This is a genomic window from Clostridium sp. FS41 (assembly GCF_000954015.1).
Classification (GTDB): domain Bacteria; phylum Bacillota; class Clostridia; order Lachnospirales; family Lachnospiraceae; genus Enterocloster; species Enterocloster citroniae.
Genome location: NZ_JYHN01000056.1, coordinates 252,595 through 278,504, shown reverse-complemented (window position 1 = coordinate 278,504; position 25,910 = coordinate 252,595). Strand labels below are relative to the sequence as shown.

Below are 25,910 nucleotides of genomic sequence, written 5' to 3'. Positions count from 1 at the left end.
GTATATAAAGAGTTCATGTTGTATGCGATAGGCAGGAATATGATGAAATACCACCGATTTTTACACCATGAAATCGAAAAATATGAAGGGAAAAAGGAGCAGAAAACCGCTTAGCAGACAGAGCGCTCCGTAAAAACCAAACAAGGGTGTTTTGCGCCCTGAAATAGGAGCAAGAAAAAGGAAGAGACAGTCCCGTAGAGAATTTTGCCTTAGAAAAGGCCCGAATTCTCTGGGATTGTCTCTTCCTATCATGTTAGGGGTTAAAAGTCGGTATTAACCGATACCCCCTTATTGTTTTTACATTGTATTTTTCACGTTATCTTTCTCTCTTTATCTCTTTCTATTTTTCATCGATCCCTACATATGTTCCGTTTTTCGCGATCAGCATGTGGGGCTTAGCATTGGGGTTATCTCCGTTTGCATCAAATCCTTCCACATCCACCATGATTCCTGAATAGGATGCATTGGAGCGGAGCCATTCCACCAGGGCATTGCCGTTTAAACCGTTTGTCTCCTCATTTTTCAGGGCTTCCGATACCATGTAGATCAGATCATATGGTCCTGCCGCTTCCTGGCCGGGATCCACGCCGGTCAATTCGGTATAGCTTTTTACGAATTTCCGGACGCGTTCATTTGTGCTCTCGGCATCAAAGGCTGACATGGTGATAAATCCTTCCGTACACTCGGCATCGGCCACCTGGAAGATAAGAGGATTGGCACAGCCAGTGTTTCCAAACACCTGAACATCCCAGCCAAGGGAAGCCTTCTGTTTCAGGAATAATCCGGCGGGATTATACTCGGTAAGCAGATATACGGCATCCGCGCCCTTTCCCTTAAAGTTTGTGATATAGGCGGTGTAATCCTTTTCCGTTTCCACCTGTACCTGTGCGGAATCAATGATATCGATGTTGTACTTATCTTTCAGATAGTTTTTTGTAAAATCAAAGTTAGTTACATCCGTATCGGCTGATGTATACAGAATGGCAGGTTTTTTTACGCCGCATTCATTTACCATGTAATCGCACATCTGCTCAATAATTGCGGAATCCTTGGCACAGATCCTCAGATAATTCTTATATCCCAGTTCCGTGATGGTATTTCCCGTATTGATCCCGGAGAGGACCGGAAGGTCGGCGTTGGCCCAGGTGGGGTATGCTGCCTTGGAACAGCCTGTGGAAATGGATGTGACCACAAAACGGTATTTGTTTGCGGCAACCATTTTCTCCGCACAGATCACTGCCTGATTGGTATTCATCTGGTCGTCATACACATCATAGACAAGTTTCTTCCCATTGATCCCGCCGTTTTCATTGATCTCCTGCACTGCAAGACGGACGCCGTATTCCTGCTGTTGTCCAAGTCCGGCCGTATCGCCGGTCATGGGCCCCATAACCGCGAATTCAATGGTTTCCGCATCTTCGCTTTTGCTGCTTTGCGGTTCGGAAGCTCCTCCGCTTGTTCCCGAAGCACTGCATCCCGCAAGGGTTACTGCTGCTAACAATGTGAGTGATAAATTTCTGATACATCCTGATCTTTTTTTCATATGAAACCTCCGCATTTTATTATATTTTCAGCTTTATACCAGCTGCCTTATGCCAGTTGCTTTTTACATACTGCTTGTTACAGATATTCATGACAGGCCACAAAATGTCCCGGTTCTATCTCAGCCAGTTCCGGTTTTGTCTGGAAGCATATTTCTTTGGCAAAGGGACAGCGTTTGGCAAACCTGCATTCATTTCCCGGATTGATGGGGGATGTGATCTCACCGTGGATGATCTCCCTTTGCTTATTGCGGCTGCTGAGCTTTGGCACCGGGATGGCGGCCAGCAGAGCCCTTGTGTAGGGATGGGACGGATGGGAAAATAAAAGCTTTTTGGGAGCAAGCTCCACGACCTGGCCCAGGTACATGACCATGATGTTGTCGGAGATATGTTTTACAACGCTCAGGTTATGTGTGATAAACATATAAGTAAATCCCTTTTGTTCCTGAAGATCCTGCATCAGGTTAAGAATCTGTGCCTGGATGGATACATCCAGTGCGGATACAGGCTCATCGCAGACAATGAATTCCGGGTTCAGCGCCAGGGCCCTTGCAATGCCTATTCTCTGCCTCCGGCCTCCGTCCAGCTCGTGAGGGTAGGAGTTGATCAAACGCTCTGCCAGCCCCACGGTCTCCATTAATTCGTATATTTTGTCGTCAAGTTCTGTTTTAGACAAGTAAAGCTTGTTTACGATCAGGGCTTCGGATATGATCTCCCCCACGCTTGCCCTGGGATTTAAGGATTCATAAGGGTCCTGAAAGATAATCTGCATCTTTTGGCGCATCATGCGCATTTTGTGCTTGTCATAGGCGAGGATATTGTCCCCTTTGTAATAGACTTCCCCCTCGGTTGAATCCAGAAGGCGCAGGATCAGGCGCCCCAGCGTACTTTTGCCGCAGCCGGACTCGCCCACCACGCCCAGCGTGGTGCCTTCTTCAATGGTAAATGATACGTCATCCACCGCGTGGAGATAGCCCTTGGCAGTGGGGAAATATTTTTTTAAATGCTGGATCTCCAGTAAATTCATATCAATTCCCCTCCTTTTGTTTTTCCCAATACCAACACATGACACGATGGCCGTTTTCAGCCTCACTGGCAGGCGGGCTGGTCTTGCATAACTCTGTTGCGTAAGGACATCTGGGATGAAAATGGCAGCCAGCGGGCAGATTGGTGGGATCCGGCATTAAGCCATCGATGGGTGTCAGCCTGTGCTTGTCGTCATCCAGGCTGGGGACTGAATTAAACAGACCCTGTGTATACGGGTGAAGAGGCGTGCTGTATATCTGTTCAACACTTCCTGATTCAACGATCTCCCCGGCATACATGATCGCCACCTTGTCGCACATTTCCACCACGATCCCCAGATCATGGGTGATCAGCAGCATGGAGGTGTGATACTCTCTTTTTAGATCCTCCATCAGGTTTAATATCTGTGCCTGAATGGTTACATCCAGCGCTGTTGTGGGCTCATCGGCAATGAGCAGCTTTGGATTGCATGCCAGTGCAATGGCGATCACCACCCTTTGTTTCATGCCGCCGGAAAACTGATGGGGATATTCTGTTTTGCGCCCTTTTGGAAGCCCGACCTTTTCCATGAGTTCATCCACCTGGTTGCTCAGTTCCTGCTTGCTGAAATGGTTGTGGAGCAGTATCATCTCGCCGATCTGTTCTCCCACGGTTTGAAGGGGGTTCAATGAGGTCATGGGATCCTGGAATATCATGGCCACCTTTCTTCCGCGGATCAGCCTCATTTTCTTTTCCGGCGATTTCACCAGTTCCTCGCCGTCCAGCACAATGCTCCCCGAAACGATTTCCGATACCTTTGGGGGGAGCAGGCCCATGATGCTGAGTGCCGTGGTGGTTTTTCCGGCGCCGGTTTCACCCACCAGTCCCAGCGTTTCGCCGTCCTTTAATTCCAGATCAATGCCGTTCACTGCGTTTACAGTTTCATTGTTGGAATAATAACGGATGTTTAAATTTTTTATCTGTAAATAATCCTTTTGCACGGTAAAACCCTCTCTTTCTGCTTACTTTAACCGGGGATCCAATGCATCCCTCAACCCATCACCCAGAAGATTCAGCGAGAGGACGGTAAGCACGATGCAGATGCCTGGAAACACGACCAGATAGGGCAGGTTACGGATAAATTCCTTGCCCTCGGAAAGCATTGCCCCCCATTCGGGCATAGGCGGGTTAATGCCTAATCCCAAAAAGCTTAAGCCCGCGGCAGATATGATGATCTCACCCACCCCCAAGGTGGCCTGCACGATCACAGGGCCGATGGCGTTTGGGATGATGTTTTTCAGTATAATGCGGCCGTCCCATGTTCCGATGGCCCGGGCCGCTTCTATGAACTCCTTATCCCGGATAGATAGGATGGAGGAGCGGATAATACGCGCATACCGCGGGACGCAGGATATGGCAACCGCCACCATGATGTTTACGATCCCGGTGCCCAGAGCGGCGATCACTGCGATCGCCAGGAGGATGGAGGGAAGGCTGAGGAAAATGTCCATGATCCTCATTAACACATTATCCAGCTTGCCTCCGTAAAAACCGGCAATGGCTCCAATGAGGCCGCCGATGACCAGTGAGGCAAAAACCGTGATAACCCCTATGGTCAGGGATATTCTGGCCCCATAGATCAAACGGGCCAGCACATCCCGTCCGTACTGGTCTGTTCCCAGCCAATGGGCCGCATTGGGGGGCTGCAGGCGGTTGGCGATATCCTGTCTGATCACATCAGTGTTATAATCCACCAGAACATCAGCAAAAATTGCGATCAGCAAAATGCATATAAACAGCCCCAGGCCAAACATGGCCTGTTTGTTTTTTCTCATTCGCAGCCATATTTCATAGAGCTGGCTTCTCTTATAAACATTCCGTTCCTTTTTGATTTCCTTCATTGTACTCCTCCTGTCGTTTAATCCGTCCGGATCCGGGGATCGAATAGGGTGTATAAAATATCGATCAGCAGATTGACAACGCTAAATGTAAAAGCCACAAACAGCACCGCTCCCATTACAACAGGAATATCTTTTTGACGAATGGATGTTACCATCTGGATCCCCATGCCGGGAATGCCAAAAACAGTTTCCGCAATTGCGGATCCGCCTAAAACGATTCCGAAGTTAATGCCGATCACGGTTAAAACAGGGATGATCGCATTTTTTAAGGCGTGCTTGAAAATAACCCTGGTTTCAGAGGCGCCTTTAGCGCGGGCTGTCCTTACAAAATCCTGGCGCAGGACTTCCAGCATGCTGGATCTTGTCATCCTTATGATCTGGGCGGAGTTTACCAGCGCCAATGTGATGGCAGGAAGTACAAAGCTTTTTACCCCATCAAATCCACTGGATGGAAACCAGCCCAGTTTCAATGAAAACAGCAGGATCAGCATAAGCCCCAGCCAGAATACGGGTATGGAGGTGAGGAGAAGTGCAAAGACAACCGTAATACTGTCGATTACCGTATACTGTTTTACTGCGGATAAGGTTCCGATGGGAATACTGAAGATGACTGCCAGCAGCATGGAAGACACAGCCATGATCAAGGTGATGGGAAAGCGGATCTTTAATATGATATCAGTTACAGGCATTCCCAGCTGATAGGAAGTGCCGAAATCTCCATGGAGTATGTTGGTCAGGTATGTAAAAAACTGTACTAAAAACGGTTTGTTTAATCCCATTTCTTCTCTTAAGGCATCCACCTGGGCCTGGGGGACTTTGTCCCCCAGGATCATACGCGCGGGATCGCCGGGCGCCAGGTACATGATCGAATAGACAAGAAATACGATTCCAAACAACACAGGGATAAAATATATAATTCGTTTGACAATATATTTACTCATTGATTTCCTCCCTATCGGTCATATTCATCATTCTTCCAAGGTCCATTCCTTTACAGGAAAGTAGCAGTTATTGTAGATCGTAACGCCTTTGATATGGGCATTGGCGCCCACGATCTCAGCAGGGAAGAATAAGGGAACCACAACCATGCTTTCGTCTGCCCTTTTGATGATATCCGTATAGATCTGTCCTCTTTCCTTGGTATCCATGGTCTGGGTTGCCTTTATCAGCATTTCGTCAATGACAGGGTCATTAAAGCATCTGTCATAGTTCTGGTCGCCGTCTGATTTGTACAGGAAGGACAGCATTTTGTCAACGCTGGGCCAGTTCAGATAGCCGATGGTCATATCGAAATCGCAGTTCCCCAAATATTCGATCCAGGTGGCCTTTTCCATCTGTTCGATCTGTAAGTCGATTCCAATCTCTGCCAGCTGTGCCTGCAGGACCTGAGCTACCTTCATGAGAAATGCTTTATCTGTTCTCACAAGCACGGTGGTGGTAAAACCATCCTGATAGCCTGCTTCTTCCATGAGCTTTTTAGCCCCTTCCAGATCGTATGTATCAAAGGGAAGGTCCTCCGTGTATCCCAGCTGCAGACTGTTTAACGGAGCGTTTGCAAGCGCTCCCGCGTTGTCATAGGAGGCGGCAATGATATCGTTTTTATTTACGGCCTTTGCAATGGCTTCTCTTACCTTCTGGTTGTCAAAAGGAGGTTTGGACTTGTTAAATGTCAGGTGCACAAAGGAGAAGCTTGGAGCCTGGTGCACGACCAGATTCTCGTCCTCATCCACAATGGACATGTCTGCTACGGATAAATCCGGCATGAAGTCAACTTCTCCCTTTTGCAGCGCAATAACAGCAGTGCTGGCATCGGGCAGGATCTTAAAATTGATCTTCTGGATCTGGGGCTGTTCTCCCCAATAGCCGTCAAATGCAACAAGTGAAAACGGCTGCCCGGGAATACATTCCCCTTCCAGCTTATAAGGGCCGGTTCCAATGGGATGGAACTTATAATTGTCACCTGCTTCGGTCACAGCCTTTTCGCTGACAATGGAACCGCCCAGGCTTCCGATCACTTGAAGGAAGTTAGCTTGTATATACTTACATGTGATCACAAGGGTGGTATCGTCCGGCGCTTCCACGTGGTCGATCATGGAAAAACTGGAGGCTGTTACCGGCTCGGACATGGCGCGTTCCACTGAGAATTTGGCATCGGCGGAGGTGAATTTGTCACCGTTGTGGAATAGCACATTATCCCGTAATTTAAAGGTATACACAAGATTGTCATCGCTGACAGACCATTCAGTGGCCAGCTCAGGCAGGATTTCTGAGGATACTTCGTCTTTGCTGTCAACAAGCGTATTGTAGATATTGCCGCCCTGTGCGATCATGGAAGTTCCGTCAATGGTGGTATGGGGGTCAAGGCTGGTCTGCTGGCTCAAAAGCGCAATGGTCACCTGCTTTTGTGCAGCCGTGTCAACGGTTTTTTCTGACGCAGTCCCTTCTGTTGAAGCTGGTTTGCCTGCACAGCCTGAAACTAACATGGCAAGACAGACTAAAAGTATTGTTGTTTTTTTGTTTTTTCTCATAGTTCTTCTCCCTTCACGATCATCCTATTGTAGAAGCCAGTAAACGCATCAGATTATCCCCGAGTATTCCTTTGATCTCTGATTCTGTAAAACCGGTTTCCATTAATTTTTCCACAAAAAGAGGAAGTTCCTCGTGTGTTTTTATCACATCGAATGTCTCGTTTGCGGTCTGGTGATTCATCCTGTCAAACTGATCCAGTCCCAAACCGGCAATTTCCAACATACCATGTTCTTTTAGATAGCAGTAATGCCGGATCAGGTCGTCCAGTGATGCATGTTCCTGGTCCTCGAAGCGCAGCATCATGCTGACACCGTTTAAACCAACCACACAGGAACGTTCCATCATAACTGCAAGTTGTTTATCCATCAGGTTTCGGGGAGAGTGGGAAATCTCATACACATTTGAGTGGGTGGCTATGAATGGACAGCCTGTCAAATAGATCAGATCCCAGAATCCGGTAAAATTAAGGTGGGAAACATCCAGGAGCATTCCTAGCTTCTGGGCATATTCGATCAGGCGTTCACCGTCCTCTGTAATGCCATACCCGGGCCGTTCGCTGTAAAAACGTGCGCCGTCCGCGGCCCAGTTTGAGCGTGCCCAGCATAATCCCAGAACACGCACTCCCAGGTTGTAGAAGATCCGCAGCAGTGAGACATCTCCGTTTAAGGGCTCAACCCCTTCCATGGTGATCAGGATCCCTATTTTGCCCTGATGTCTGGCTTCCCGGATCTCATCCGTATTCCGTACAATGACTACCTCATCCCGCAGCTCATCCAACTCTGTGTAAAGGGCTTCGACCTGCCGCAGTGCCTGTCTCAAGCCCTGTTCAGGAAGATATTCATCATCCACAAAGATTGCTGCAAATATCACGTCCACACAGCCTGCCCGGAAGGATTCCAGATAGTCTTCTTTTATTACGTGCTGCCTTCCCATTGCGTGCTTGCGCTCCAAATCGGACATCAGATCCAAATGGGCGTCTATTACCATTGATTCTTTCAGTATCTCGTCTGCTGTTTTCATAGCCTTCCCTCTCTATAACCTTCCCTCTCTATACATGTTTGTGTTCCGTATGTTTTTGCTCTGTGTAACATCCCTTTTTAATATGTATGTTGTTTCAGACCTGCCTGCAGATGGTCTTGCTCTCGCAGTCACCGCCTGTTAAGGGCATGCCCCAGATAAAGTCCATTCCGAATCCAGGTTTTTCAGGAAGATACATTTTGCCGTCCTTCAGCTTGTAGCCGCTGAAATCAACACCTTCCGTGGTATCGGTTACTCCTTCCACACGGGCAACGCCGGGATATCCCGCACAGAACTGGGCTGCATAATGTGTTTTCAGCTTCAGGCCCCAGGCATGAGGAGAGATCCTTGCGCCTATTTCTTCAAGCTTTGGCATTACCCTTCTCCAGGGAGTAAGGCCGAATGCATGCCCCAGGGTATAGTCGCCCTGGATATCCATCTGGAATACGCCTAACAGGCCCTTTTTATACAGGTCAATGAGAAGATCCATGTTGGGATCGGTTTCCCCATCGGCGATCAATGTTCTTGGTGACTTGGCATCCAGATGCTCCCGAAGCGCGCGGAAATCCTGTTCATTTTCCCTGAAGGGCTCTTCGATCCAGTACAGTCCCACGTCAGCCACCCCGTCCACATACTGCTTCATTTTTTCCACGGTGTAGGCATCATTGGCATCCACCAGGATCTCACAGTCCGGGAAGCGTTCCCTGACAGCCCTTGTCACATCGATATCCCGCTTTAATCCGTCCGTCCAGTTCATCCACATGGGAGCACGGCCGATCTTAAGCTTAAATGCCCTGTAGCCGTAGTCGTATCCGTACTGGCATTCCTCCAGGATTTTTGCGATCCCTCCGGGTTTTCTGTCAGGGCTGATATCGTCAAAATAGATCAGCGTGTCATAAACGGGAACCGCGCCCACCCCCTTGTTGCCGAACATCTTGTAGCATGGAATGCCAAGTATGCTGCCGGCCAGGTCATGTAATGCAAAGTCAAAGGTAGAGAGGCTCATGTCCACGATCCCCTTGTCCGGGTCAAATACATCCGAGACGGATTTTCCCAGGATCATTCTGTCATCTGTTTCCGGATCCTGATGGTAAAACAGTCCGGATGACAGGCCCCATCCGCGGGCCCCCTGATCGGTGATGATTTCCTTTACTACAAACTCATCTCCATATGCATGTTCATTTCTGAATGCATTTTTGCCCACAAGACGGGGGAAATGGCTCCTGACTTTGTAGGTATTTACATTTGAAATTTTGTGGTACTGAAGTTCGTTGTTCATTTTGGTCACCTCGTGAGAATATTATTTGTTTGCTTTAGACAATTTTAATAATATTTTACAGGAAAGTCATTTCAATAATCTGTCAGGATTATGTACTATTTTTTCAAAAACAATGTTTTGACTGGTGAGGGAGCGGGCGGCGGGATATGTGCAAAACGCAAAAAATGTAGACAATATAGCAAGATAAGAAACAATATATATCTATATAAGTAGAATTGCAGCAAGAAAGGATATATGAATGGCAAACATAATAATCGATTTATAAGACTTATTTTTGTAAACTATAGACAAGTCAAAAGCGCTGGAGAAAAAAATACATATAACGGAGGTAGCAATTATGAGATCAATAAAAAAGTGGTTGGCATTAGGTATGTGTGTATCGCTTGCGGCAGGGTTGGCAGGATGTTCCTCAACCGCCCCATCCGGTACCCAGGGAAACAATACAGCATCAGCAGAAAGCAGTAAGAGCGGGGAAAGCAGCAAAGGTTCGGAGAACGGGAAAGCTTCGGGGGTAAAGACGATCCGTATCGCCAACGGACAGCCTGAGGACCATCCTGAGAATATTGCCCTCTATGCATTTAAGGATTTTATTGAGGAGAGGCTGGGAGATAAGTATACGGTGGAGATCTATCCCAATGAGCTGATGGGCGGTTCTGCCCAGGCTTTGGAGCTGATGCAGTCCGGTTCCCTGGAAATGGTAATTGCCAGTACCAGCAATCTGGAAGCATTCTCCAATACATACAAAATCTTTGGGCTTCCTTACTTGTTTGACAGCCTGGACAGCTATTACAAGGTAATGGACACAGAGGAGTTTATTAATAAGATTTACAGCAGTACCATTGATTCGGGAATCCAGGGTGTTGCCTGGTTCAGCGCCGGGACAAGAAGCTTCTATTCCCCTAAAAAGATTGAATCTCCTGCTGATCTGAAGGGTAAAAAGGTCAGGGTACAGTCCAGTGACACCAATGTAAAGATGGTGGAGGCCCTGGGAGGCGCAGCAGTCATCTTATCCTACGGCGAAGTGTATACAGCTCTTCAGAACGGCGTTATCGATGTTGCCGAAAGTCCTGAGATCGCTCTGGTCAGCCATAAGCATGGTGAGGTTGCCAAATTCTACAGCTATGATGAGCACCAGATCATGCCTGACATGCTGGTTGCCAGCCCTAAATTCATGTCCAGTCTGAGTGAGGAAGAAAAGGCGGTTTTTGAAGAAGGATTTAAAATGTGTTCCGAAAAAGAGAGAGTTGAGTGGGACGCAGAGATTGATGCAGTGAAGGAAAAAGCACTGGAAATGGGTGTTGAGTTTGTGGATGTGGACAAAGAGCCCTTTAAAGAGCTGCTTCTGCCCGTTACCCAGAAGGTACTGGAGGAAAATCCCGACCTGAAACCTCTGTATGATGAGATTAAGCAGATACAGGAGAACTAGAATTTTTACTGGAGGTGATTGAGTGAAACAGGCAAAACAGATATTGGACAAAATATTGTGTGTCATTTGCGCGGTACTGATGGCATTCATGAGCATTCTGGTCGTTTATCAGGTGTTCACCAGATACGTATTAAACAATCCAAGTACATTTTCCGAGGACCTTCTTACCTATGCATTTGTGTGGATGTCGCTGTTAAGCACAGCGCTGGTATTCGGCGAGCAAGATCACATGAAACTTTCGATCCTGGCTGATAAAGTAAATGGGAAAGGTCAGATCATATTGTCTATTGTGACGGAATTGATTATACTGGTGATAACCTATATCATATTCCTGAATGGCGGAAAATCATTTATGAACGTGGGTGCAATGCAGGTTTCACCAACACTCCACATACGTATGGTTTATGTGTATGCCATCCTGCCGGCTGCGGGTGTCCTCATTGTTATATATTGTATTCTTAACATAGGACTGCTGACATCGCAGTTTATGAAACCGAAAGGAGATGAAAAGGTATGAGTGGAACAGTAACAGCAGGATTGATCATTTTGATCGTACTTGTGGTTCTTTTGCTGGCAGGAGTCCCCATCGGTATATCCCTCAGCGTGGCTTCCATGGCTGCAATCGTGTCATCCCTTGGTTATGCCGAGGCTGTCTCGGCCGCGGCGCTCAGGATGTTCCGCGGGATATCCATATTCACCCTTCTTGCGATCCCCTTTTTCATACTTGCGGGAAATATCATGAACAAGGGCGGGATCGCCATGCGCCTGATCAATCTGGCAAAGGCCCTTACGGGAAAGATACCCGGGTCCCTGGCCCATACAAATATTGTGGCAAATATGATGTTCGGCGCCATATCCGGTTCCGGAGTGGCGGCAGCATCCGCCATGGGCTCCATTGTGGGCCCCATTGAAAAACAGGAAGGCTATGATGAGGATTTCTCAGCGGCGGTCAACATAGCCACAGCCCCCACGGGACTGCTGATACCCCCAAGCAATGTCCTGATCACCTATGCCCTGGCCAGCGGCGGAACCTCTGTGGCCGCCCTGTTCCTGGGCGGTTATATCCCCGGGGTCCTTTGGGGGGTAAGTTGTATGATTGTGGTGTATTTTTACGCCAGAAAGATGGGGTATGTCAGCAACATCAAAGTAAGTCCCAGTGAATTTATAAAGGTGCTTTTAGATGCTGTTCCCAGTCTGCTGCTGATCGTGATCATTGTGGGCGGGATCTGTACCGGGATCTTTACCGCCACAGAAGCGGCCGGTATTGCAGTGGCATACAGCCTGGTCTTATCCCTTTTTATATACCGGACCATTGATCTAAAGGAATTGTATGTGATCCTGGTGGACAGCGCTAAGATGTCCGGAACCATTATGTTCCTGGTGGGCGCTTCCAACATCATGGCATGGGTCATGACTTTTACCGGGATCCCGGGAGCCATAGCAAGCGCGATTCTGGGAGTTTCAGACAACAAGGTGGTCATCCTGCTGATCATTAATATCCTGCTTCTGTTTGTGGGAACATTTATGGATATCACACCGGCCATATTGATATTTACCCCAATCCTGCTGCCCATCTGTACCCAGCTTGGCATGACGCCGCTGCACTTTGGGATCATGATGACCTTTAACCTGTGTATCGGCTGTATCACGCCCCCGGTGGGAAATATCCTGTTTGTGGGCATCAAGGTTGCGGGCAGAAAGCTGGAGGATGTGATGAAACCCCTGCTAAAATGCTACATTGCGATATTTGTTGTGCTTATGATGGTAACCTTCATACCGGCATTGTCAAGCTGGCTGCCTGCATGGGCCGGATATTGATAGGATCAAAAAATAAAATAAATTTCTAGGAGGAATAGAGATGGAATATAGTGGAGGAAGACCTTTTTACGGGGATGTGGTAGGTGTCCTGATGCTGGACATGGAGGCTCCTTTGATTCCGGGAAATGTAGGAAATGCAATGTCATACGAGTTTCCGGTCCGCTACAAGGTTATGAAGGGACTGCCTGCTGACTGGTGGTGTGATGAGATCGGCCCGGATGAGACGCGCTGCCAGATGTTTATCCAGGCGGCAAAGGAGCTGGAGGCTGAAGGGTGCAAAGCCATTACCTCCGGATGCGGTTTCTTTGCAATTTATCAGAAACGCGTGGCGGCAGAGGTCAACATCCCTGTATTTTTATCCCCGCTTCTGATGGTGCCCATGCTTTCCATGATGATGGGAAAAAGAAGGGTGGGGATTTTATCTGCCGGAGGAAGGCACTTAAAGGGAGATTTCTTAAAGACGGTTGGAATTGATGAAAATGTAAACTATGCGGTTGGAGGCCTGGATGACACCGAGGAATTCTATCATGTGCATGTTACCTGTAATAAGAAGACCATCAACCCTGAGAAGATCCAGGCAGAGGTGATCCAGGCAGCAGAGAATTTGATCAGGCAATATCCAGATATAGGCTGCTTTGTGTTTGAATGCAGCGATATCCCGCCTTTTGCAAGGGAAGTGGCGCGCAGGACAGGACGCCCGGTATTTGACTTTATCGGGCTGGCCCACATGGTGGCCAGAGCCGTGGTGCCCCCTAAATATCCGGAGTTTTTCGGTTGATCCAATGATCGGAAGTAAACTGAAACCCCAGAGGTCATAAGGCCCCTGGGATTTTAGTATGTAAAATGACTGGCAAAATTTGAATGAAAATACTTCCCCTATCCGATTTTTTATACTATAATAGAATAGTTGACGTAAATTATAATGTACAGGAGAAAATACATATGGAAAGAAAAGTAGGTACAGTTTCAAGAGGTATCCGCTGTCCGATCATCAGGGAAGGCGACAATCTGGCGGAGATTGTGGTCAACAGTGTGCTGGAGGCAGGGGCAGATGAAGGCTTTGAAATCCGCGACAGGGATGTTATCTCCGTGACAGAATCCGTGGTTGCAAGGGCGCAGGGGAATTATGCTCCCATTCAGGCCATATCAGAGGATGTGAAGGCAAAACTGGGAGGAGGTACCATCGGAGTTATTTTCCCGATCCTGTCCAGGAACCGTTTTTCCATCTGTTTAAAGGGAATTGCAGGGGGCGCCAAGAAGATCGTCCTTATGCTCAGCTATCCCAGCGATGAGGTGGGCAATTCACTTGTTTCCCTGGACCAGGTGGATGAGGCAGGGATCAATCCATACAGCGATGTGCTTACCCTGGAGCGCTATCGGGAACTCTTTGGAGAGAACAAGCATGAGTTTACCGGCGTGGATTATGTGGACTACTACTGTCAGATCATCCGGGAGGCCGGGGCGGAGGCGGAGGTTATCTTTGCCAATAACCCCAGGGAGATACTGAATCATACCAAGCGTGTCCTTACCTGCGATATCCATTCCCGTGCAAGGACCAAGCGCATCCTTAAGGAAGCCGGCGCCGAAGTGGTGTGCGGAATGGACGATATCCTCAATGCACCGGTGAACGGCAGCGGTTGTAATGAGAAATACGGTCTTTTGGGTTCCAACAAGTCCACAGAGGACAGCATCAAGCTTTTCCCAAGGGAGTGCATGGACCTGGTGCTGGATATTCAGAAACAGATCCTTGACAGGACGGGAAAGCATGTGGAAGTCATGGTATACGGCGATGGGGCGTTTAAGGATCCGGTAGGAAAGATCTGGGAACTGGCCGACCCATGTGTTGCGGTAGCCAACACAGAAGGGCTGGAGGGAACGCCCAATGAGGTCAAGTTAAAATACCTGGCTGACAATGATTTTAAGGACCTGTCAGGCGAGGCTTTAAAGAATGCCATTTCACAGAGGATCAAGGAGAAGAAATCCAATCTGGTGGGAGATATGTCCTCCCAGGGAACCACTCCAAGGCGTCTTACGGACCTGATCGGATCCCTGTGTGACCTTACCAGCGGCTCCGGTGATAAAGGCACTCCGGTGATCCTGGTGCAGGGATATTTTGATAATTATACAAACTAGAGTTCAGTTTCATAGTAGTGTGAGCAGCTTCAGCAATTCTGCACCGGCAGGATTGGTGGAGCTGTTTCGGCGTAAGGAGCACGTGGAATTTTGACGGAAAAGCCGGGAAAACACCCCCTCCTTTTCTGAAAACTATACAATGAAAGAGGATGTTATGAGTAAAATAAAGTTTGGGATCATGGGAAACGGTTATTTGGCCGGAATCATTGTGGATGGCTACCTGGACGGTATCCTCCACGAGTATGAACTGGTGGGGATACTGGGACGCACTCCCCATAAGACAGCTGCCATTGCTGAAAGAGGCGGGTGCAGGGCATGCTCCACGGTGGAGGAACTGCTGGCTTTGAAGCCTGATATCGTGGCGGAGGCAGCCTCCGTACAATGTGTAAGGGATAACGCGCAAAAGGTGCTGTCCGCTGGCGTGAATCTGATCGTGCTTTCCATCGGCGCGTTTGCAGATGAGGTATTTTATGATAAGATAAAAGAGACAGCCATCAGACACAACTCAAAGGTACATATTGCTTCCGGAGCAGTGGGCGGATTTGATGTGCTCCGCACCATCTCCCTCATGGGCCAGGCCAAGTCCGGTATCCGCACCAAGAAAGGTCCGGCATCCCTGATGAACACACCGTTATATGATGACGACCTGATGACGGAGGAGGGGGAGCCCCATGTGTTCTCCGGCAATGCCAAGGAGGCGATCTCTATCCTGCCCACCAAGGTAAATGTGGCGGTAGCCGCATCCCTGGCAACCACGGGGCCGGAGGATACCAGCGTGAATATATTCAGTGTGCCGGGAATGGTGGGGGACGACCATAAGATCACCACGGAGATCGATGGGGTAAAAGCCACCGTGGACATCTATTCCAGCACCAGCGCCATTGCCGGCTGGAGCGTGGTGGCGGTGCTTAAGAACCTTGTATCACCCATTGTGTTTTAGGATGCGCCCCTGCAAACGGAGGGGACCCGACAGATACGGAGAATAAATTGAGAACAGGAGAAGGAATCATATGTTTAAAAAAATAGTGGCAATTGAGCCGGTGAACCTGACGGCGGATGCTGAGAAGGAACTGCGCCTGTATGCAGAGGAAGTATGCATGTACCATGACATACCCGGGGACGACCAGGAGATCATCCGCAGGATAGGGGATGGGGACGGAGTGCTTGTAAGCTACACATCCAAGATCAGCGCCCATGTTATTGAGAGCTGCCCCTCCATCCGCTATATCGGGATGTGCTGCAGCCTTTACTCTGAGGAGAGCGCCAATGTGGATATTGCCTGTGCAAGAAAGAACGGGATCACAGTGCTTGGAATACGGGACTATGGTGACCGGGGGGTGGTGGAATTTGCAATCAGCGAACTGGTCCGCTTTCTCCACGGATATGACAGGCCCCTGTTCAGGGATATGCCCATAGAGATCACGGATCTGAAAGTGGGGATCGTGGGGATCGGCGTGTCCGGGGGAATGATCGCGGATGCCATGCGGTTCATGGGAGCGGATGTCTCCTATTACAGCCGCACCAGAAAAGCGGAGAGGGAGAGCCAGGGAATGACCTACCGCCCCTTAAAGGAGCTTCTGGAATACAGTGAGGTGGTCTTTGCCTGCCTGAACAAGAATGTGATCCTCCTCCATGAGGAAGAATTTAAACAGCTGGGTACGGGAAAACTCCTTTTTAACACATCCATTGGCCCTGCCTTTGATATCCCGGCCCTGGGCGAGTGGCTGGACCAGGAAGGCAATTATTTTATCTGCGACACGGAGGGCGCGTTGGGGGATCCCGCAGGAAAACTCCTGAAACATCCCCATGTGGTCTGCGCCCATGGGTCCGCAGGCAGGACAAGGCAGGCCTTTGACCTTCTCAGCAAAAAAGTGCTGGATAATCTACGGACATTTTTAGGCGCCTAGATCAGGCTGCCTCAGAGGGGCGTAAAGTCACAGTGCTCCAGGTTGTCGCAGATTTTTTCCAGACAGGCACAGAACTGCTCCATCTCCTCCGGGGTCAGGCCCTTCCAGATCTGCCTGTCCACAAAGTCCAGGACCTGGTGCACTTTTTCCGCTTCCATGATCCCCTCCCCGGTGAGACAGATGAGGAAGGAACGGCGGCAGCCGGGGTCGCGTTCCCTGACCAGGTAGCCGGACTCCTCCAGCCTGTCCAGGGAGCGGGACATGGTGGTCACGTCCATATGGCAGGTGTCTGCCAGTTCTTTTTGTGTAACATGGTCCTTTTTCATCAGGGCGTCCAGTATGCGGGCGTGTCCCTGGCCAAAGGCCAGGCCGATTTGGCTGAAATAGGGCTGAAGCAGATGCTTGCGCGCTTTTTCCGAGCGGACCAGCAATTGGCGTACTTTATATGGTTCAATCATAATTCAGGCTTCCTTTCCATGGATCCGGCCGCACCCGCGTTGGTGCGGCCGGTTGTTTCAATCTGATCTATTTATTTGTTCTTTTTGGGATATCCCATTTCTCCTATTCCAGTTCAAACTGTCCCGTGTACAGCTGATAGTACCTTCCCTTTTCCTCCAGCAGTTCATCATGGCTGCCTCGCTCTATGATCTCACCCTTTTCCAATACCAGGATGGCCTTGGATTCCCGTACCGTGGACAGCCTGTGGGCAATGACAAAGACCGTGCGCCCGTCCATCAGGGCGTCCATGCCCTTTTCTATGAGCTTTTCCGTCCTGGTGTCGATGGAACTGGTGGCCTCATCCAGGATCAGCACGGGCGGGAGGGAGATGGCGGCCCTTGCAATGGCCAGGAGCTGGCGCTGGCCCTGGGAAAGATTGGAGCCGTCACTGTGGAGCACGGTGTCATATCCTTGTGGAAGACGGCGGATAAAGGAGTGGGCATTGGCCACCTTGGCGGCATTGACCACATCCTCCCTGGTGGCGTCCAGACGTCCGTACCGTATGTTGTCGGCAATGGTGCCTGTAAACAGATGGGTGTCCTGGATTACCATGGACAGGGAGCGGCGCAGGTCATCCTTTTTGATGTCCCGGATGTCAATGCCGTCATAGGTGATGGTTCCGCTGTCCAGCTCATAGAAGCGGTTCACCAGGTTGATGATGGTAGTCTTTCCCGCGCCGGTGGAACCCACAAAGGCGATCTTCTGGCCAGGCTTTGCGTACAGGCTGATACCATTGAGAATGGTTTTTTCCCTGGTGTATCCAAAGACCACATTGTTAAAGCGCACATCCCCCCGTAGGGGAATCAGGCGGCCGCCATCCTGTTCCTTCCATGCGTATTCCTGGGTAAACTCACTGCATTCCCTAAGGGTTCCGTCACTGTCACGGCATACATTGCACAGGGTCACGGTTCCCTCATCTGTCTCCTGTTCCTCGTTCATCATATCAAAGATACGTTCCGCGCCGGAAAGGGCGGCCAGCAGGAAGTTGATCTGCTGGGTGAATTGGTTCATGGGCATGGAGCTTTGCCTTACATAGACCAGGTAGGAAGCAAGTGTTCCCAGGTCCGTCAACCCGGCCAGGGCGAACAGTCCTCCCACACAGGCCGACAGAGCGTAATTGACATAGGACAGCGCCACAATGGTGGGGACAGTCATGCCCGAGTAGGTGAGGGCCTTTGTTGCGGCGGTCCTGAACGCTTCATTCCTGCGGCAGAATTCTTCATAGTCCTGGGCCTCGTGGTTAAAGACTTTCTCCACTTTTTGGCCCGCCACCATTTCCTCCACGAATCCGTTGATGCTCCCCAGATATTTCTGCTGCTGTACAAAATATTTCTTGCTCCTTTTTCCGTTATAACGGATAAACAGGAACATGAGGGCCAGAAATACCATGACGATCAGGGAGAGCCGCCAGCTGAGGACCAGAAGCATGGTCAGGGTGCCTGTGATTGTGATAAAGCTCTGTATCATCATGGCAAAGCTGCTGTTTAACGCTTCGCTGATGGTATCCACGTCATTGGTGAAACGGCTCATCAGCTCCCCGTGAGTGTGGGCGTCAAAGTAGGTCAGGGGGAGGCGCTGGGTGTGCCTGAACAGGTCTGCCCGGATCTCGCTTACAACCTGCTGGGAAATGTGGACCATCATCTGATTGTAGGCCAGGCAGGCCAGGGCGCCGCACAGGTATAAAAGCCCCATCAGGGCCAGCATTTTCATAAGTCCCGGAATGTTGCCCGGAATGATATAATCATTGATCACCGGCTTTAACAGATAGGTGCCCAAAATGCTGGCCGAAGCGCTGACCGTGACCAGGAGTGCGATGATCAGCATATACCATTTGTGGCGCCCAAGGTAACCAAGCATCTGCACCAGGGCGCGGCGCGTATTCTTTGGCCGGTTATAATTTGCTATTCTTGCCATTACAGATTCGCCCCTTCCTGCTGAGAATAATAGATCTCCTGGTAGATCCGGTTGCTTGCCAGGAGTGTTTCGTGGCTGCCGATGGCATTGACGGTCCCGTCCTCCAGTATGATGATCTGGTCGGCATGGGACACCGAGGAAATGCGCTGGGCAATGATAATCTTGGTAGTCCCCGGCATACTGCCGGCCAGTCCTTCCCGTATCTTTGCCTCTGTAGCCGTGTCCACTGCGCTGGTGGAGTCGTCCAGGATCATTACCTTTGGTGATTTGAGTACGGCCCTGGCAATGCAAAGCCGCTGTTTTTGGCCGCCGGACACGTTGACGCCGCCCTGTCCCAGCTCCGTATCGTAACCGTGTTCCAGGCGGTCGATGAACTCATCCACGCAGGCGATGCGGCAGGCATCCTCTATCTCCCGGTCGGTTGCATCCTCCTTGCCCCACCTAAGGTTATCCTTGACCGTGCCTGAAAACAGGGTGTTTTTCTGCAGCACCATGGCAATGGAATCCCTCAGTTCTTTTAACGGGTACTCATATACCGGATGCCCGTCAATGTAAACCGTGCCCTCTGTTGCCTCGTAAAGCCTGGGGATCAGCTGTACCAGCGTACTCTTGGCAGCGCCGGTCTGGCCTATGATCCCAACTGTCTGGCCTGGACTGATGTGGAAGGAAATATCAGAAAGCACGTATTCGGCCGCATCCGTATGATATTTAAAATATACGTGGTCAAAGCGGATATCACCCTGTTCCACTTTTAGATCCAGGGCGCGGTCCTCCCGGATATCGATCTCCTCCTCCATGACCTCAGAGATCCGCTTCCAGGAAGCCAGGGCGCGGGTGGTCATGAGGAATACATTGGAAAACATCATCAGGGAGTTGAGGACCTGGAGCACATAACTTAGGAAGCCGGTCAGTTCCCCCACCTTGACGCCCCCAATGGTCACCAGCCTGCCGCCGAACCACAGGATGCACAGGATGGTGCTGTACATTACGAACTGCATGGCGGGCATGTTCAGGGCAGCCAGGCGGAATGCGCGTTCCGCCGTGGTCTGGAGATTGGTGTTAACCTCCTCAAACTTTTCAATCTCATAGTCTCCGCGGACATAGGATTTGACGACCCGGACGGCCGTAAGGTTCTCCTGTATGATCCGGTTGACCAGGTCGATGGCGCCCTGCATGACGCCGTACAGGGGACGCACATGGCTGATGATCAGAAACAGCAGAATCCCCAGCACCGGGGCTGCCACAAAAAACACCATGGCCAGCTTGGGGTTGATGTAAAAGGAAGCCACCATGGCGGTGAGCATCATAACCGGGGAACGAAATCCCGGACGCAGGCCCGTTGCCACGGAGTTCTGGATGGTGGTCACATCGCTGGTAAGCCTGGTGACCAGGGAGGAACTGCGGAAATGATCCGTATTTGCAAAGGAAAACTGCTGCAGCTTTCCAAATTCCGCCTTACGGATCTCCGCCCCCAGCCCCTGGCCGCACCGGGCTGAGAACATGGCCGCCCCCTGGCCCAGCACAAGGGATATGAGGGCAAAGACAACCATCTGAAGCCCTTTCATCAGAATGTAATGCCTGTCGGCGTTGGCCACGCCCACATCCACAATGGAAGCCATCACAAGGGGGATGACAAGCTCAAACACGGTCTCTGCCTCGATACAGAGAGCAGCCAGTATGGCGTCCTTTCTGTAAGGTTTCAGATAAGATAGAAATTCCTTCATTCTGGAATCCTCCTCTTCTTGGAATTACTTTAAAGTATATGTCTCTATAAATTGTAAAAGCAATAGTTGCATATGCAATTATTGTATGCTCATGTGTTGAAAATGTCAATATACTTGTGGTATACTTTCTTGTATTGAGATAAACTTGAGCGTTGGTAAAGCACATTATAGAGTTGGTAGAACATACCATGGGGAAAAGAGGAGAACATCATGAGAAAAATATGTTCCGGAGCGCTGTTGATGGCAGCCATAACAGTATTATCCGGTTTGGGGGCAGGAACCGCCATGGCCTATGGGCCGGGGGACAGCCGGTATTACAATGATTATTACAGGGGAGGTCCGGGGGTGAATTACGACTATGGGACCGGCTATTCAGGCGTCTATGACTACGGCGGCCCCTCAGGCACCCAAGGCAATGCCCAGGTGACATCAGATAACACGGTCCGGTCCTATCCGGGCTTTAACACCAATGTTCCGGACACCTCAACCTATGAGTTCGACCCAAATTACTGGTGGGACTGGGATGATGATGACGATGATTGGGATGATGATGACTGGTGGTATTACAGCGGCGGACCAGGCGCCCAGTACGGACAGGGCTGGAGATACAGTCCCAACGGCTGGTGGTTCCAGCTCTACGGCGGCAGCTGGCTGTCCAATGGCTGGCAGCTGATCCACAGCCGCTGGTACCGCTTTGACCAGAGCGGATACATGGTCACCGGCTGGTTCACGGACGGGGACGGGAACAAATACTACCTGAACCCGGTGGATGACGGCACCCTGGGCATGATGCGCACAGGATGGCAGGTCATAGACGGCCGCTCCTACTATTTTAACACCCAGTCGGACGGAACCATGGGAAGGCTCTACACTAACACCGCCACTCCCGATGGATACCAGGTAGGGGCCGATGGTGCGCTTCTCCAGTGAGAGAGGCGTTAGGATGATCATGCGGTCTGCGACCCCGTCCCATAAACAAAAACAGAGCCCTGACTCCTGCGGCAAGCAAGTGTTCAGCGCTCTGTTTTTTATCCTCATGTATTTTTATACGACCAGAAGTAGTATCTCCTCTTTTGTATCATCTGTCATTTGTAGACTGAAATTTCTGCCTGGGTCCGTACCATCCGGTGTGTGTGATGGAGTTGTAATGCAATCAGGAAATTTCTTTTACCTGCCTGCCCGCAGTGCGGCGGGGGCGGTCAAATTAATATGTGCCGGAATCCCCGGCCCCTGGCAGTTATCATTCATCCGTTCATAATGTTAATGCAGGATGCGCTTTTTTTATTGCAAAAAAAAATTGCCGCTTATTGCCAGTGCATTTATTATGTGATAATATAAAGGTTGTTTTAGCGCGTGTTAGGAAAAGGGGATTAAATCATGATACAGTATCTTATTGTGTGCCCGCTTGTTTTTGTTGCCGGACTGGTGGATTCCATTGCCGGAGGAGGCGGGCTCATTGCTTTGCCCGCGTATCTCATTGCAGGGGTTCCTGCCCATGTGGCATTGGGAACCAACAAGCTGAGCTCCGCCATGGGAACCGTGGTATCCACGGCCAGGTTTGCAAAGCACGGATACCTTAAGGGAAAAATGTTCATGGCCGCATGTTCCGCGGCGGCGGCTCTGGTGGGATCGTCCCTTGGCGCACACCTGGCATTGATGGTGCCGGAGACGGTCATCAAACACATGATGATCCTGATTCTTCCGATCGTTGCATTTTACGTGCTCAGGAATAAGGATATGGGGGCAGGCAAAAGGACAGGCGTGATATCGGACAAAAAGGTATTTGCCATCTGCGTGCTGGCTGCATTTTTTGTGGGCGGCTACGATGGATTTTACGGGCCGGGAACAGGGACGTTCCTGATCCTCATACTCACAGGAGCAGCAGGGCTGGATACTCGCAGTGCTTCTGCCCAGACCAAGGTTATTAACCTGGCTTCCAATATAGCTGCACTGGCAACATTCATTTTTACGGGAAATGTATTTTATCCCCTGGGCCTTACGGCTGGCGTGTGTTCCATTGCGGGCCACTACATCGGGGCGGGAATGGTGGCCCATGACGGACAAAAGGTAGTGCGTCCGGTGGTGCTTCTGGTACTGGCAGTGCTGTTTGTAAAGATTCTCAGCGGAAATTAAGTGAAGATAACAGATAGATGGAAACAGTGATTGAAAAGATAGACTGGATAGGAGAATAGCAGATGAAATGGAAAAAATTCACATTAACTACCACCACGGAAGCGGTGGACCTGGTGAGCAGCATGTTTGATGACATTGGAATAGAAGGAATCGAGATCGAGGACAATATTCCCTTGACTGAGAAGGAGACAAAGGGGATGTTTATCGATATCCTCCCTGAACTGCCCCCGGATGAGGGGATCGCCAAGGTAAGCTTTTACCTGGATGATGATGCGGATGTGGAGGAGATCCTTAAAAAGGTGGAGGAGGGGCTGGATGAGCTCTCCCTGTTCACGGATCTGGGAGCCAGGATTATCACGGCGGGCGAGACAGAGGATAAGGACTGGATCAACAACTGGAAACAATACTTTAAGCCCTTTACCGTGGACCATATCCTGATCAAGCCCACCTGGGAGACCGTGCCGGAGGAGCACAAGGATAAGCTGCTGGTGCAGATTGATCCGGGCACTGCATTTGGAACCGGAATGCATGAGACAACCCAGCTGTGTATACGCCAGCTGGAAAAGCGGGTGGATAAGGATACCCTGGTGCTGGACGTGGGGACAGGAAGCGGGATCCTGGGGATTACTGCCTTAAAGCTGGGGGCAAAGGAAGTCTGGGGCACGGACCTGGATGAAAATGCCATCACCGCAGTGGGGGAGAACCTGGAGGCCAACAGCATTTCCACTGACAGATTCCATGTAGTCCAGGGAAATATCATTGATGACAGGGATGTGAAGGACTGGGCCGGGTATGATAAGTATGATGTGGTTGTGGCCAATATCCTGGCGGATGTGATCATTATGCTGGTGGACGAGATTCCCGCCCATTTAAAGAAGGGGGGATATTTTATCACCTCAGGTATTATCAATATGAAGGAAGAAGCAGTAAAGGCAGCATTTGCCCGGTGCGGGGAGCTGGAAGTAGTGGAAGTGACTTACCAGGGTGAATGGGTATCTGTCACTGCCAGAAAGAAATAAGAGGAAACGCCATGCATCATTTTTTTGTGGGCCCGGAACAGGTTCTGGGTGATGGGATACGGATCGTGGGACCGGATGTGAACCATATGAAGAATGTCCTGCGCATGAAACCGGGGGAGCAGGTGCTGATCAGTGACGGTACGGGAAAGGATTACACCTGCAGCATCATTTACATTGACAGTGAGGCGGTGGAAGCCGGTATCCGGTCCGTGAGCAATGAGGGGCGGGAGCTGCCTTCCAGAATCTGGCTCTTTCAGGGACTGCCCAAATCTGATAAGATGGATCTGATCATCCAGAAGGCAGTGGAACTGGGCGCGTTCAGGATCGTGCCGGTTGCCACAAAGAATACGGTGGTAAAGCTGGACCCTAAAAAGGAAGCGGCCAAGGTTGGACGCTGGCAGGCTATTGCAGAGAGCGCGGCCAAACAGTCCAAACGCAGTGTGGTGCCGGCGGTCATGGGAGTGATGAGCCTGGCAGAGGCATTTGAACATGTACGGCAGGAGCGGTTTGAGGTGCGCCTGATCCCCTACGAACAGGAGTCCGGCATGGAGGGCGGCAGGAAAGAACTTGCCCGCATCGGACCGGGGCAGGACATTGCAGTGTTCATCGGCCCTGAGGGAGGCTTTGATGAACGTGAGATCCGGCAGGCGCTGGAAATGGGCGTCCGTCCGGTGAGCCTGGGGAAACGGATCCTCAGGACAGAGACGGCCGGACTGGCCATGCTGTCGGTGATCATGATGCGTCTGGAGGGGGCTCTGTGAACTGGCATTGGAGGCCGATCACTTTCCTTTTTATAAGAAGTGTACTCCGGGAGCCGCACCGGCACCCATTTTGCGGCTGATTTTTTGCCGGGAGATTACGGGGGTGCACAGAAACTTTGTGGATGAAGAATGTAAGGAGATAAAGGATGGAAGCATATTTTGATAACTCAGCCACTACCCGGGTATTTGACAGTGTGCGGGACGTGGTGGTAAAGGTGATGACAGAGGATTACGGCAATCCCTCTGCCAAGCACAGAAAGGGCATGGAGGCGGAGCAGTATGTGCGCCAGGCGGCTGCTGATATAGCAAAGACCTTAAAGGTAAAGGATAAGGAGATACTCTTTACCTCCGGCGGCACGGAATCCAATAACATGGCCCTCATCGGTACGGCCATGGCCAATCAGAGGGCGGGAAAACATATCATTAGCACCAGGATCGAGCACGCTTCGGTGTACAATCCCCTGGCGTTTTTGGAACAGCAGGGGTTTGAGGTGACTTACCTGTCAGTGGATCATAAGGGCCACATTTCCCTGGAGGAACTGGAGCGGTCCGTCCGCCCGGATACCATCCTTGTGTCCATCATGTATGTGAACAATGAGATGGGAGCCATCGAACCTGTGGATGAGATCGCAGCCCTGATCCATGGAAAGAATCCCAACACCCTGTTTCATGTGGACGCCATCCAGGCTTATGGCAAGCTGGTGATCCGTCCCGCAAAACAGGGCATTGACCTGCTGAGTGTCAGCGCCCATAAGATCCATGGTCCCAAAGGGGTCGGTTTCCTGTACATTGCGCCGGGGGTAAAGATGCGCCCCCTGCTCTACGGAGGCGGCCAGCAAAAGGATATGCGCTCGGGCACGGAAAATGTTCCCGGCATCGCGGGCATGGGAGCTGCGGCAAAGGAAATGTACACGGACCATCAGGCTAAGATGGACTATATCACCGGACTGAAGGATCATATGATCCACAGGATGGAACAGCTGGAAGGCGTTACGGTGAACAGCTTAAAGGGAGGGGAGAGCGCTCCCCAGATCGTCAGCGCCAGTTTTGAGGGAGTGAGGAGCGAGGTTCTGCTCCACGCCCTGGAGGACAGAGGAATCTACGTGTCCTCAGGCTCTGCCTGTTCATCCAACCACCCTGCCATCAGCGGGACGCTGAAGGCCATCGGGATAAAGAAAGAACTTCTGGATTCCACACTCAGGTTCAGTTTTGGAATGTTTAACACAATAGAGGAAGTTGATTATTGTATCGGTGTATTGGAGGAGATCCTTCCCGCACTGAGAAGATACAGATAGAAAGAGGTAT

At 50.4% G+C, this 25,910-nt stretch carries 23 protein-coding genes; 12 read left to right on the top strand and 11 right to left on the bottom strand.

Features of this window, described 5'->3' with window-relative positions; translation table 11 throughout:
• Positions 1 to 340: 340 nt before the first annotated feature.
• The 8 genes from CLFS41_RS11730 to CLFS41_RS11695 all read right to left on the bottom strand — a co-directional run bounded on the left by CLFS41_RS11730 (position 341) and on the right by CLFS41_RS11695 (position 9,272).
• Positions 341 to 1,543: an ABC transporter substrate-binding protein gene (locus tag CLFS41_RS11730; protein ID WP_007867645.1), complete on the bottom strand. Its 1,203-nt coding sequence runs from the start codon at positions 1,541 to 1,543 to the stop codon at positions 341 to 343.
• A gap of 77 nt (positions 1,544 to 1,620) precedes the next feature.
• Complete coding sequence (locus tag CLFS41_RS11725; protein WP_045092376.1) at positions 1,621 to 2,568, bottom strand: oligopeptide/dipeptide ABC transporter ATP-binding protein; 948 nt, start codon at positions 2,566 to 2,568, stop codon at positions 1,621 to 1,623.
• A gap of 1 nt (position 2,569) precedes the next feature.
• The gene (locus CLFS41_RS11720; protein WP_045092375.1) at positions 2,570 to 3,547 is read right to left on the bottom strand and encodes an ABC transporter ATP-binding protein; all 978 of its coding nucleotides are present in this window, start codon (positions 3,545 to 3,547) and stop codon (positions 2,570 to 2,572) included.
• Positions 3,548 to 3,568: 21 nt separating this feature from the next.
• Positions 3,569 to 4,447: an ABC transporter permease gene (locus tag CLFS41_RS11715; protein ID WP_045092374.1), complete on the bottom strand. Its 879-nt coding sequence runs from the start codon at positions 4,445 to 4,447 to the stop codon at positions 3,569 to 3,571.
• A 17-nt stretch (positions 4,448 to 4,464) separates the two neighbouring features.
• Positions 4,465 to 5,388 (bottom strand): ABC transporter permease, encoded by a 924-nt coding sequence (locus CLFS41_RS11710; protein WP_045092373.1) that lies wholly within the window; start codon positions 5,386 to 5,388, stop codon positions 4,465 to 4,467.
• A gap of 27 nt (positions 5,389 to 5,415) precedes the next feature.
• Positions 5,416 to 6,975, bottom strand: coding sequence for an ABC transporter substrate-binding protein (locus CLFS41_RS11705; RefSeq protein ID WP_045092372.1), 1,560 nt, complete (start codon positions 6,973 to 6,975; stop codon positions 5,416 to 5,418).
• A 19-nt stretch (positions 6,976 to 6,994) separates the two neighbouring features.
• Positions 6,995 to 7,996, bottom strand: coding sequence for a membrane dipeptidase (locus CLFS41_RS11700; RefSeq protein WP_045092371.1), 1,002 nt, complete (start codon positions 7,994 to 7,996; stop codon positions 6,995 to 6,997).
• Between the two features lie 94 nt (positions 7,997 to 8,090).
• Positions 8,091 to 9,272 (bottom strand): enolase C-terminal domain-like protein, encoded by a 1,182-nt coding sequence (locus tag CLFS41_RS11695; RefSeq protein ID WP_045092370.1) that lies wholly within the window; start codon positions 9,270 to 9,272, stop codon positions 8,091 to 8,093.
• Between the two features lie 337 nt (positions 9,273 to 9,609).
• Between CLFS41_RS11695 and CLFS41_RS11690 the strand changes: the two genes are divergently transcribed.
• The 7 genes from CLFS41_RS11690 (at position 9,610) to CLFS41_RS11660 (ending at position 16,556) form a co-directional block, all read left to right on the top strand.
• On the top strand, positions 9,610 to 10,698 hold the full coding sequence (locus CLFS41_RS11690) for a TRAP transporter substrate-binding protein (protein WP_045092369.1): 1,089 nt from the start codon (positions 9,610 to 9,612) through the stop codon (positions 10,696 to 10,698).
• Positions 10,699 to 10,720: 22 nt separating this feature from the next.
• Positions 10,721 to 11,215, top strand: coding sequence for a TRAP transporter small permease (locus CLFS41_RS11685; RefSeq protein ID WP_045092368.1), 495 nt, complete (start codon positions 10,721 to 10,723; stop codon positions 11,213 to 11,215).
• On the top strand, positions 11,212 to 12,516 hold the full coding sequence (locus CLFS41_RS11680; RefSeq protein ID WP_045092367.1) for a TRAP transporter large permease: 1,305 nt from the start codon (positions 11,212 to 11,214) through the stop codon (positions 12,514 to 12,516). Before CLFS41_RS11685 ends, CLFS41_RS11680 begins: the two co-directional genes overlap by 4 nt.
• Before the next feature lie 40 nt (positions 12,517 to 12,556).
• Positions 12,557 to 13,294: a hypothetical protein gene (locus CLFS41_RS11675; RefSeq protein ID WP_007867627.1), complete on the top strand. Its 738-nt coding sequence runs from the start codon at positions 12,557 to 12,559 to the stop codon at positions 13,292 to 13,294.
• 164 nt (positions 13,295 to 13,458) lie between these two features.
• Positions 13,459 to 14,649: a coenzyme F420-0:L-glutamate ligase gene (locus tag CLFS41_RS11670; protein ID WP_007867625.1), complete on the top strand. Its 1,191-nt coding sequence runs from the start codon at positions 13,459 to 13,461 to the stop codon at positions 14,647 to 14,649.
• A gap of 154 nt (positions 14,650 to 14,803) precedes the next feature.
• Entirely contained in the window at positions 14,804 to 15,589 is a 786-nt protein-coding gene (locus CLFS41_RS11665) for an aspartate dehydrogenase domain-containing protein (protein ID WP_007867623.1), read from the top strand.
• 70 nt (positions 15,590 to 15,659) lie between these two features.
• The gene (locus tag CLFS41_RS11660) at positions 15,660 to 16,556 is read left to right on the top strand and encodes an NAD(P)-dependent oxidoreductase (RefSeq protein ID WP_045092366.1); all 897 of its coding nucleotides are present in this window, start codon (positions 15,660 to 15,662) and stop codon (positions 16,554 to 16,556) included.
• Between the two features lie 11 nt (positions 16,557 to 16,567).
• Here the strand turns inward: CLFS41_RS11660 and CLFS41_RS11655 are convergent, their stop codons facing one another.
• The 3 genes from CLFS41_RS11655 to CLFS41_RS11645 form a co-directional block, all read right to left on the bottom strand.
• Complete coding sequence (locus CLFS41_RS11655) at positions 16,568 to 17,014, bottom strand: MarR family winged helix-turn-helix transcriptional regulator (protein ID WP_007867618.1); 447 nt, start codon at positions 17,012 to 17,014, stop codon at positions 16,568 to 16,570.
• Between the two features lie 103 nt (positions 17,015 to 17,117).
• Entirely contained in the window at positions 17,118 to 18,968 is a 1,851-nt protein-coding gene (locus CLFS41_RS11650; RefSeq protein WP_045092365.1) for an ABC transporter ATP-binding protein, read from the bottom strand.
• Entirely contained in the window at positions 18,968 to 20,692 is a 1,725-nt protein-coding gene (locus CLFS41_RS11645) for an ABC transporter ATP-binding protein (RefSeq protein ID WP_007867613.1), read from the bottom strand. Before CLFS41_RS11645 ends, CLFS41_RS11650 begins: the two co-directional genes overlap by 1 nt.
• Before the next feature lie 210 nt (positions 20,693 to 20,902).
• Between CLFS41_RS11645 and CLFS41_RS11640 the strand changes: the two genes are divergently transcribed.
• From CLFS41_RS11640 to CLFS41_RS11620, 5 genes are all read left to right on the top strand, one after another.
• Positions 20,903 to 21,622 carry a hypothetical protein gene (locus CLFS41_RS11640; RefSeq protein WP_045092364.1) on the top strand — a complete coding sequence of 240 codons (720 nt, stop codon included), beginning with the start codon at positions 20,903 to 20,905 and terminating at the stop codon, positions 21,620 to 21,622.
• Between the two features lie 447 nt (positions 21,623 to 22,069).
• On the top strand, positions 22,070 to 22,825 hold the full coding sequence (locus CLFS41_RS11635) for a TSUP family transporter (RefSeq protein ID WP_007867607.1): 756 nt from the start codon (positions 22,070 to 22,072) through the stop codon (positions 22,823 to 22,825).
• A gap of 62 nt (positions 22,826 to 22,887) precedes the next feature.
• Positions 22,888 to 23,844, top strand: a complete 957-nt coding sequence (gene prmA, locus CLFS41_RS11630) for a 50S ribosomal protein L11 methyltransferase (protein WP_045092363.1) — start codon at positions 22,888 to 22,890, stop codon at positions 23,842 to 23,844.
• Between the two features lie 11 nt (positions 23,845 to 23,855).
• Complete coding sequence (locus CLFS41_RS11625) at positions 23,856 to 24,605, top strand: 16S rRNA (uracil(1498)-N(3))-methyltransferase (protein WP_045092362.1); 750 nt, start codon at positions 23,856 to 23,858, stop codon at positions 24,603 to 24,605.
• 146 nt (positions 24,606 to 24,751) lie between these two features.
• Positions 24,752 to 25,900, top strand: coding sequence for a cysteine desulfurase family protein (locus CLFS41_RS11620; protein ID WP_045092361.1), 1,149 nt, complete (start codon positions 24,752 to 24,754; stop codon positions 25,898 to 25,900).
• Positions 25,901 to 25,910 lie beyond the last annotated feature (10 nt).

Coding starts and splice junctions, on each gene's coding strand:
- CLFS41_RS11675 (WP_007867627.1), top strand. CDS start 12,557: ATGGAATATAGTGGAGGAAGACCTTTTTACGGGGATGTGGTAGGTGTC.
- CLFS41_RS11640 (WP_045092364.1), top strand. CDS start 20,903: ATGAGAAAAATATGTTCCGGAGCGCTGTTGATGGCAGCCATAACAGTA.
- CLFS41_RS11665 (WP_007867623.1), top strand. CDS start 14,804: ATGAGTAAAATAAAGTTTGGGATCATGGGAAACGGTTATTTGGCCGGA.
- CLFS41_RS11725 (WP_045092376.1), bottom strand. CDS start 2,568: ATGAATTTACTGGAGATCCAGCATTTAAAAAAATATTTCCCCACTGCC.
- CLFS41_RS11625 (WP_045092362.1), top strand. CDS start 23,856: ATGCATCATTTTTTTGTGGGCCCGGAACAGGTTCTGGGTGATGGGATA.
- CLFS41_RS11730 (WP_007867645.1), bottom strand. CDS start 1,543: ATGAAAAAAAGATCAGGATGTATCAGAAATTTATCACTCACATTGTTA.
- CLFS41_RS11620 (WP_045092361.1), top strand. CDS start 24,752: ATGGAAGCATATTTTGATAACTCAGCCACTACCCGGGTATTTGACAGT.
- prmA (WP_045092363.1), top strand. CDS start 22,888: ATGAAATGGAAAAAATTCACATTAACTACCACCACGGAAGCGGTGGAC.
- CLFS41_RS11635 (WP_007867607.1), top strand. CDS start 22,070: ATGATACAGTATCTTATTGTGTGCCCGCTTGTTTTTGTTGCCGGACTG.
- CLFS41_RS11680 (WP_045092367.1), top strand. CDS start 11,212: ATGAGTGGAACAGTAACAGCAGGATTGATCATTTTGATCGTACTTGTG.
- CLFS41_RS11710 (WP_045092373.1), bottom strand. CDS start 5,388: ATGAGTAAATATATTGTCAAACGAATTATATATTTTATCCCTGTGTTG.
- CLFS41_RS11705 (WP_045092372.1), bottom strand. CDS start 6,975: ATGAGAAAAAACAAAAAAACAACAATACTTTTAGTCTGTCTTGCCATG.
- CLFS41_RS11650 (WP_045092365.1), bottom strand. CDS start 18,968: ATGGCAAGAATAGCAAATTATAACCGGCCAAAGAATACGCGCCGCGCC.
- CLFS41_RS11700 (WP_045092371.1), bottom strand. CDS start 7,996: ATGAAAACAGCAGACGAGATACTGAAAGAATCAATGGTAATAGACGCC.
- CLFS41_RS11670 (WP_007867625.1), top strand. CDS start 13,459: ATGGAAAGAAAAGTAGGTACAGTTTCAAGAGGTATCCGCTGTCCGATC.
- CLFS41_RS11645 (WP_007867613.1), bottom strand. CDS start 20,692: ATGAAGGAATTTCTATCTTATCTGAAACCTTACAGAAAGGACGCCATA.
- CLFS41_RS11690 (WP_045092369.1), top strand. CDS start 9,610: ATGAGATCAATAAAAAAGTGGTTGGCATTAGGTATGTGTGTATCGCTT.
- CLFS41_RS11660 (WP_045092366.1), top strand. CDS start 15,660: ATGTTTAAAAAAATAGTGGCAATTGAGCCGGTGAACCTGACGGCGGAT.
- CLFS41_RS11695 (WP_045092370.1), bottom strand. CDS start 9,272: ATGAACAACGAACTTCAGTACCACAAAATTTCAAATGTAAATACCTAC.
- CLFS41_RS11715 (WP_045092374.1), bottom strand. CDS start 4,447: ATGAAGGAAATCAAAAAGGAACGGAATGTTTATAAGAGAAGCCAGCTC.
- CLFS41_RS11655 (WP_007867618.1), bottom strand. CDS start 17,014: ATGATTGAACCATATAAAGTACGCCAATTGCTGGTCCGCTCGGAAAAA.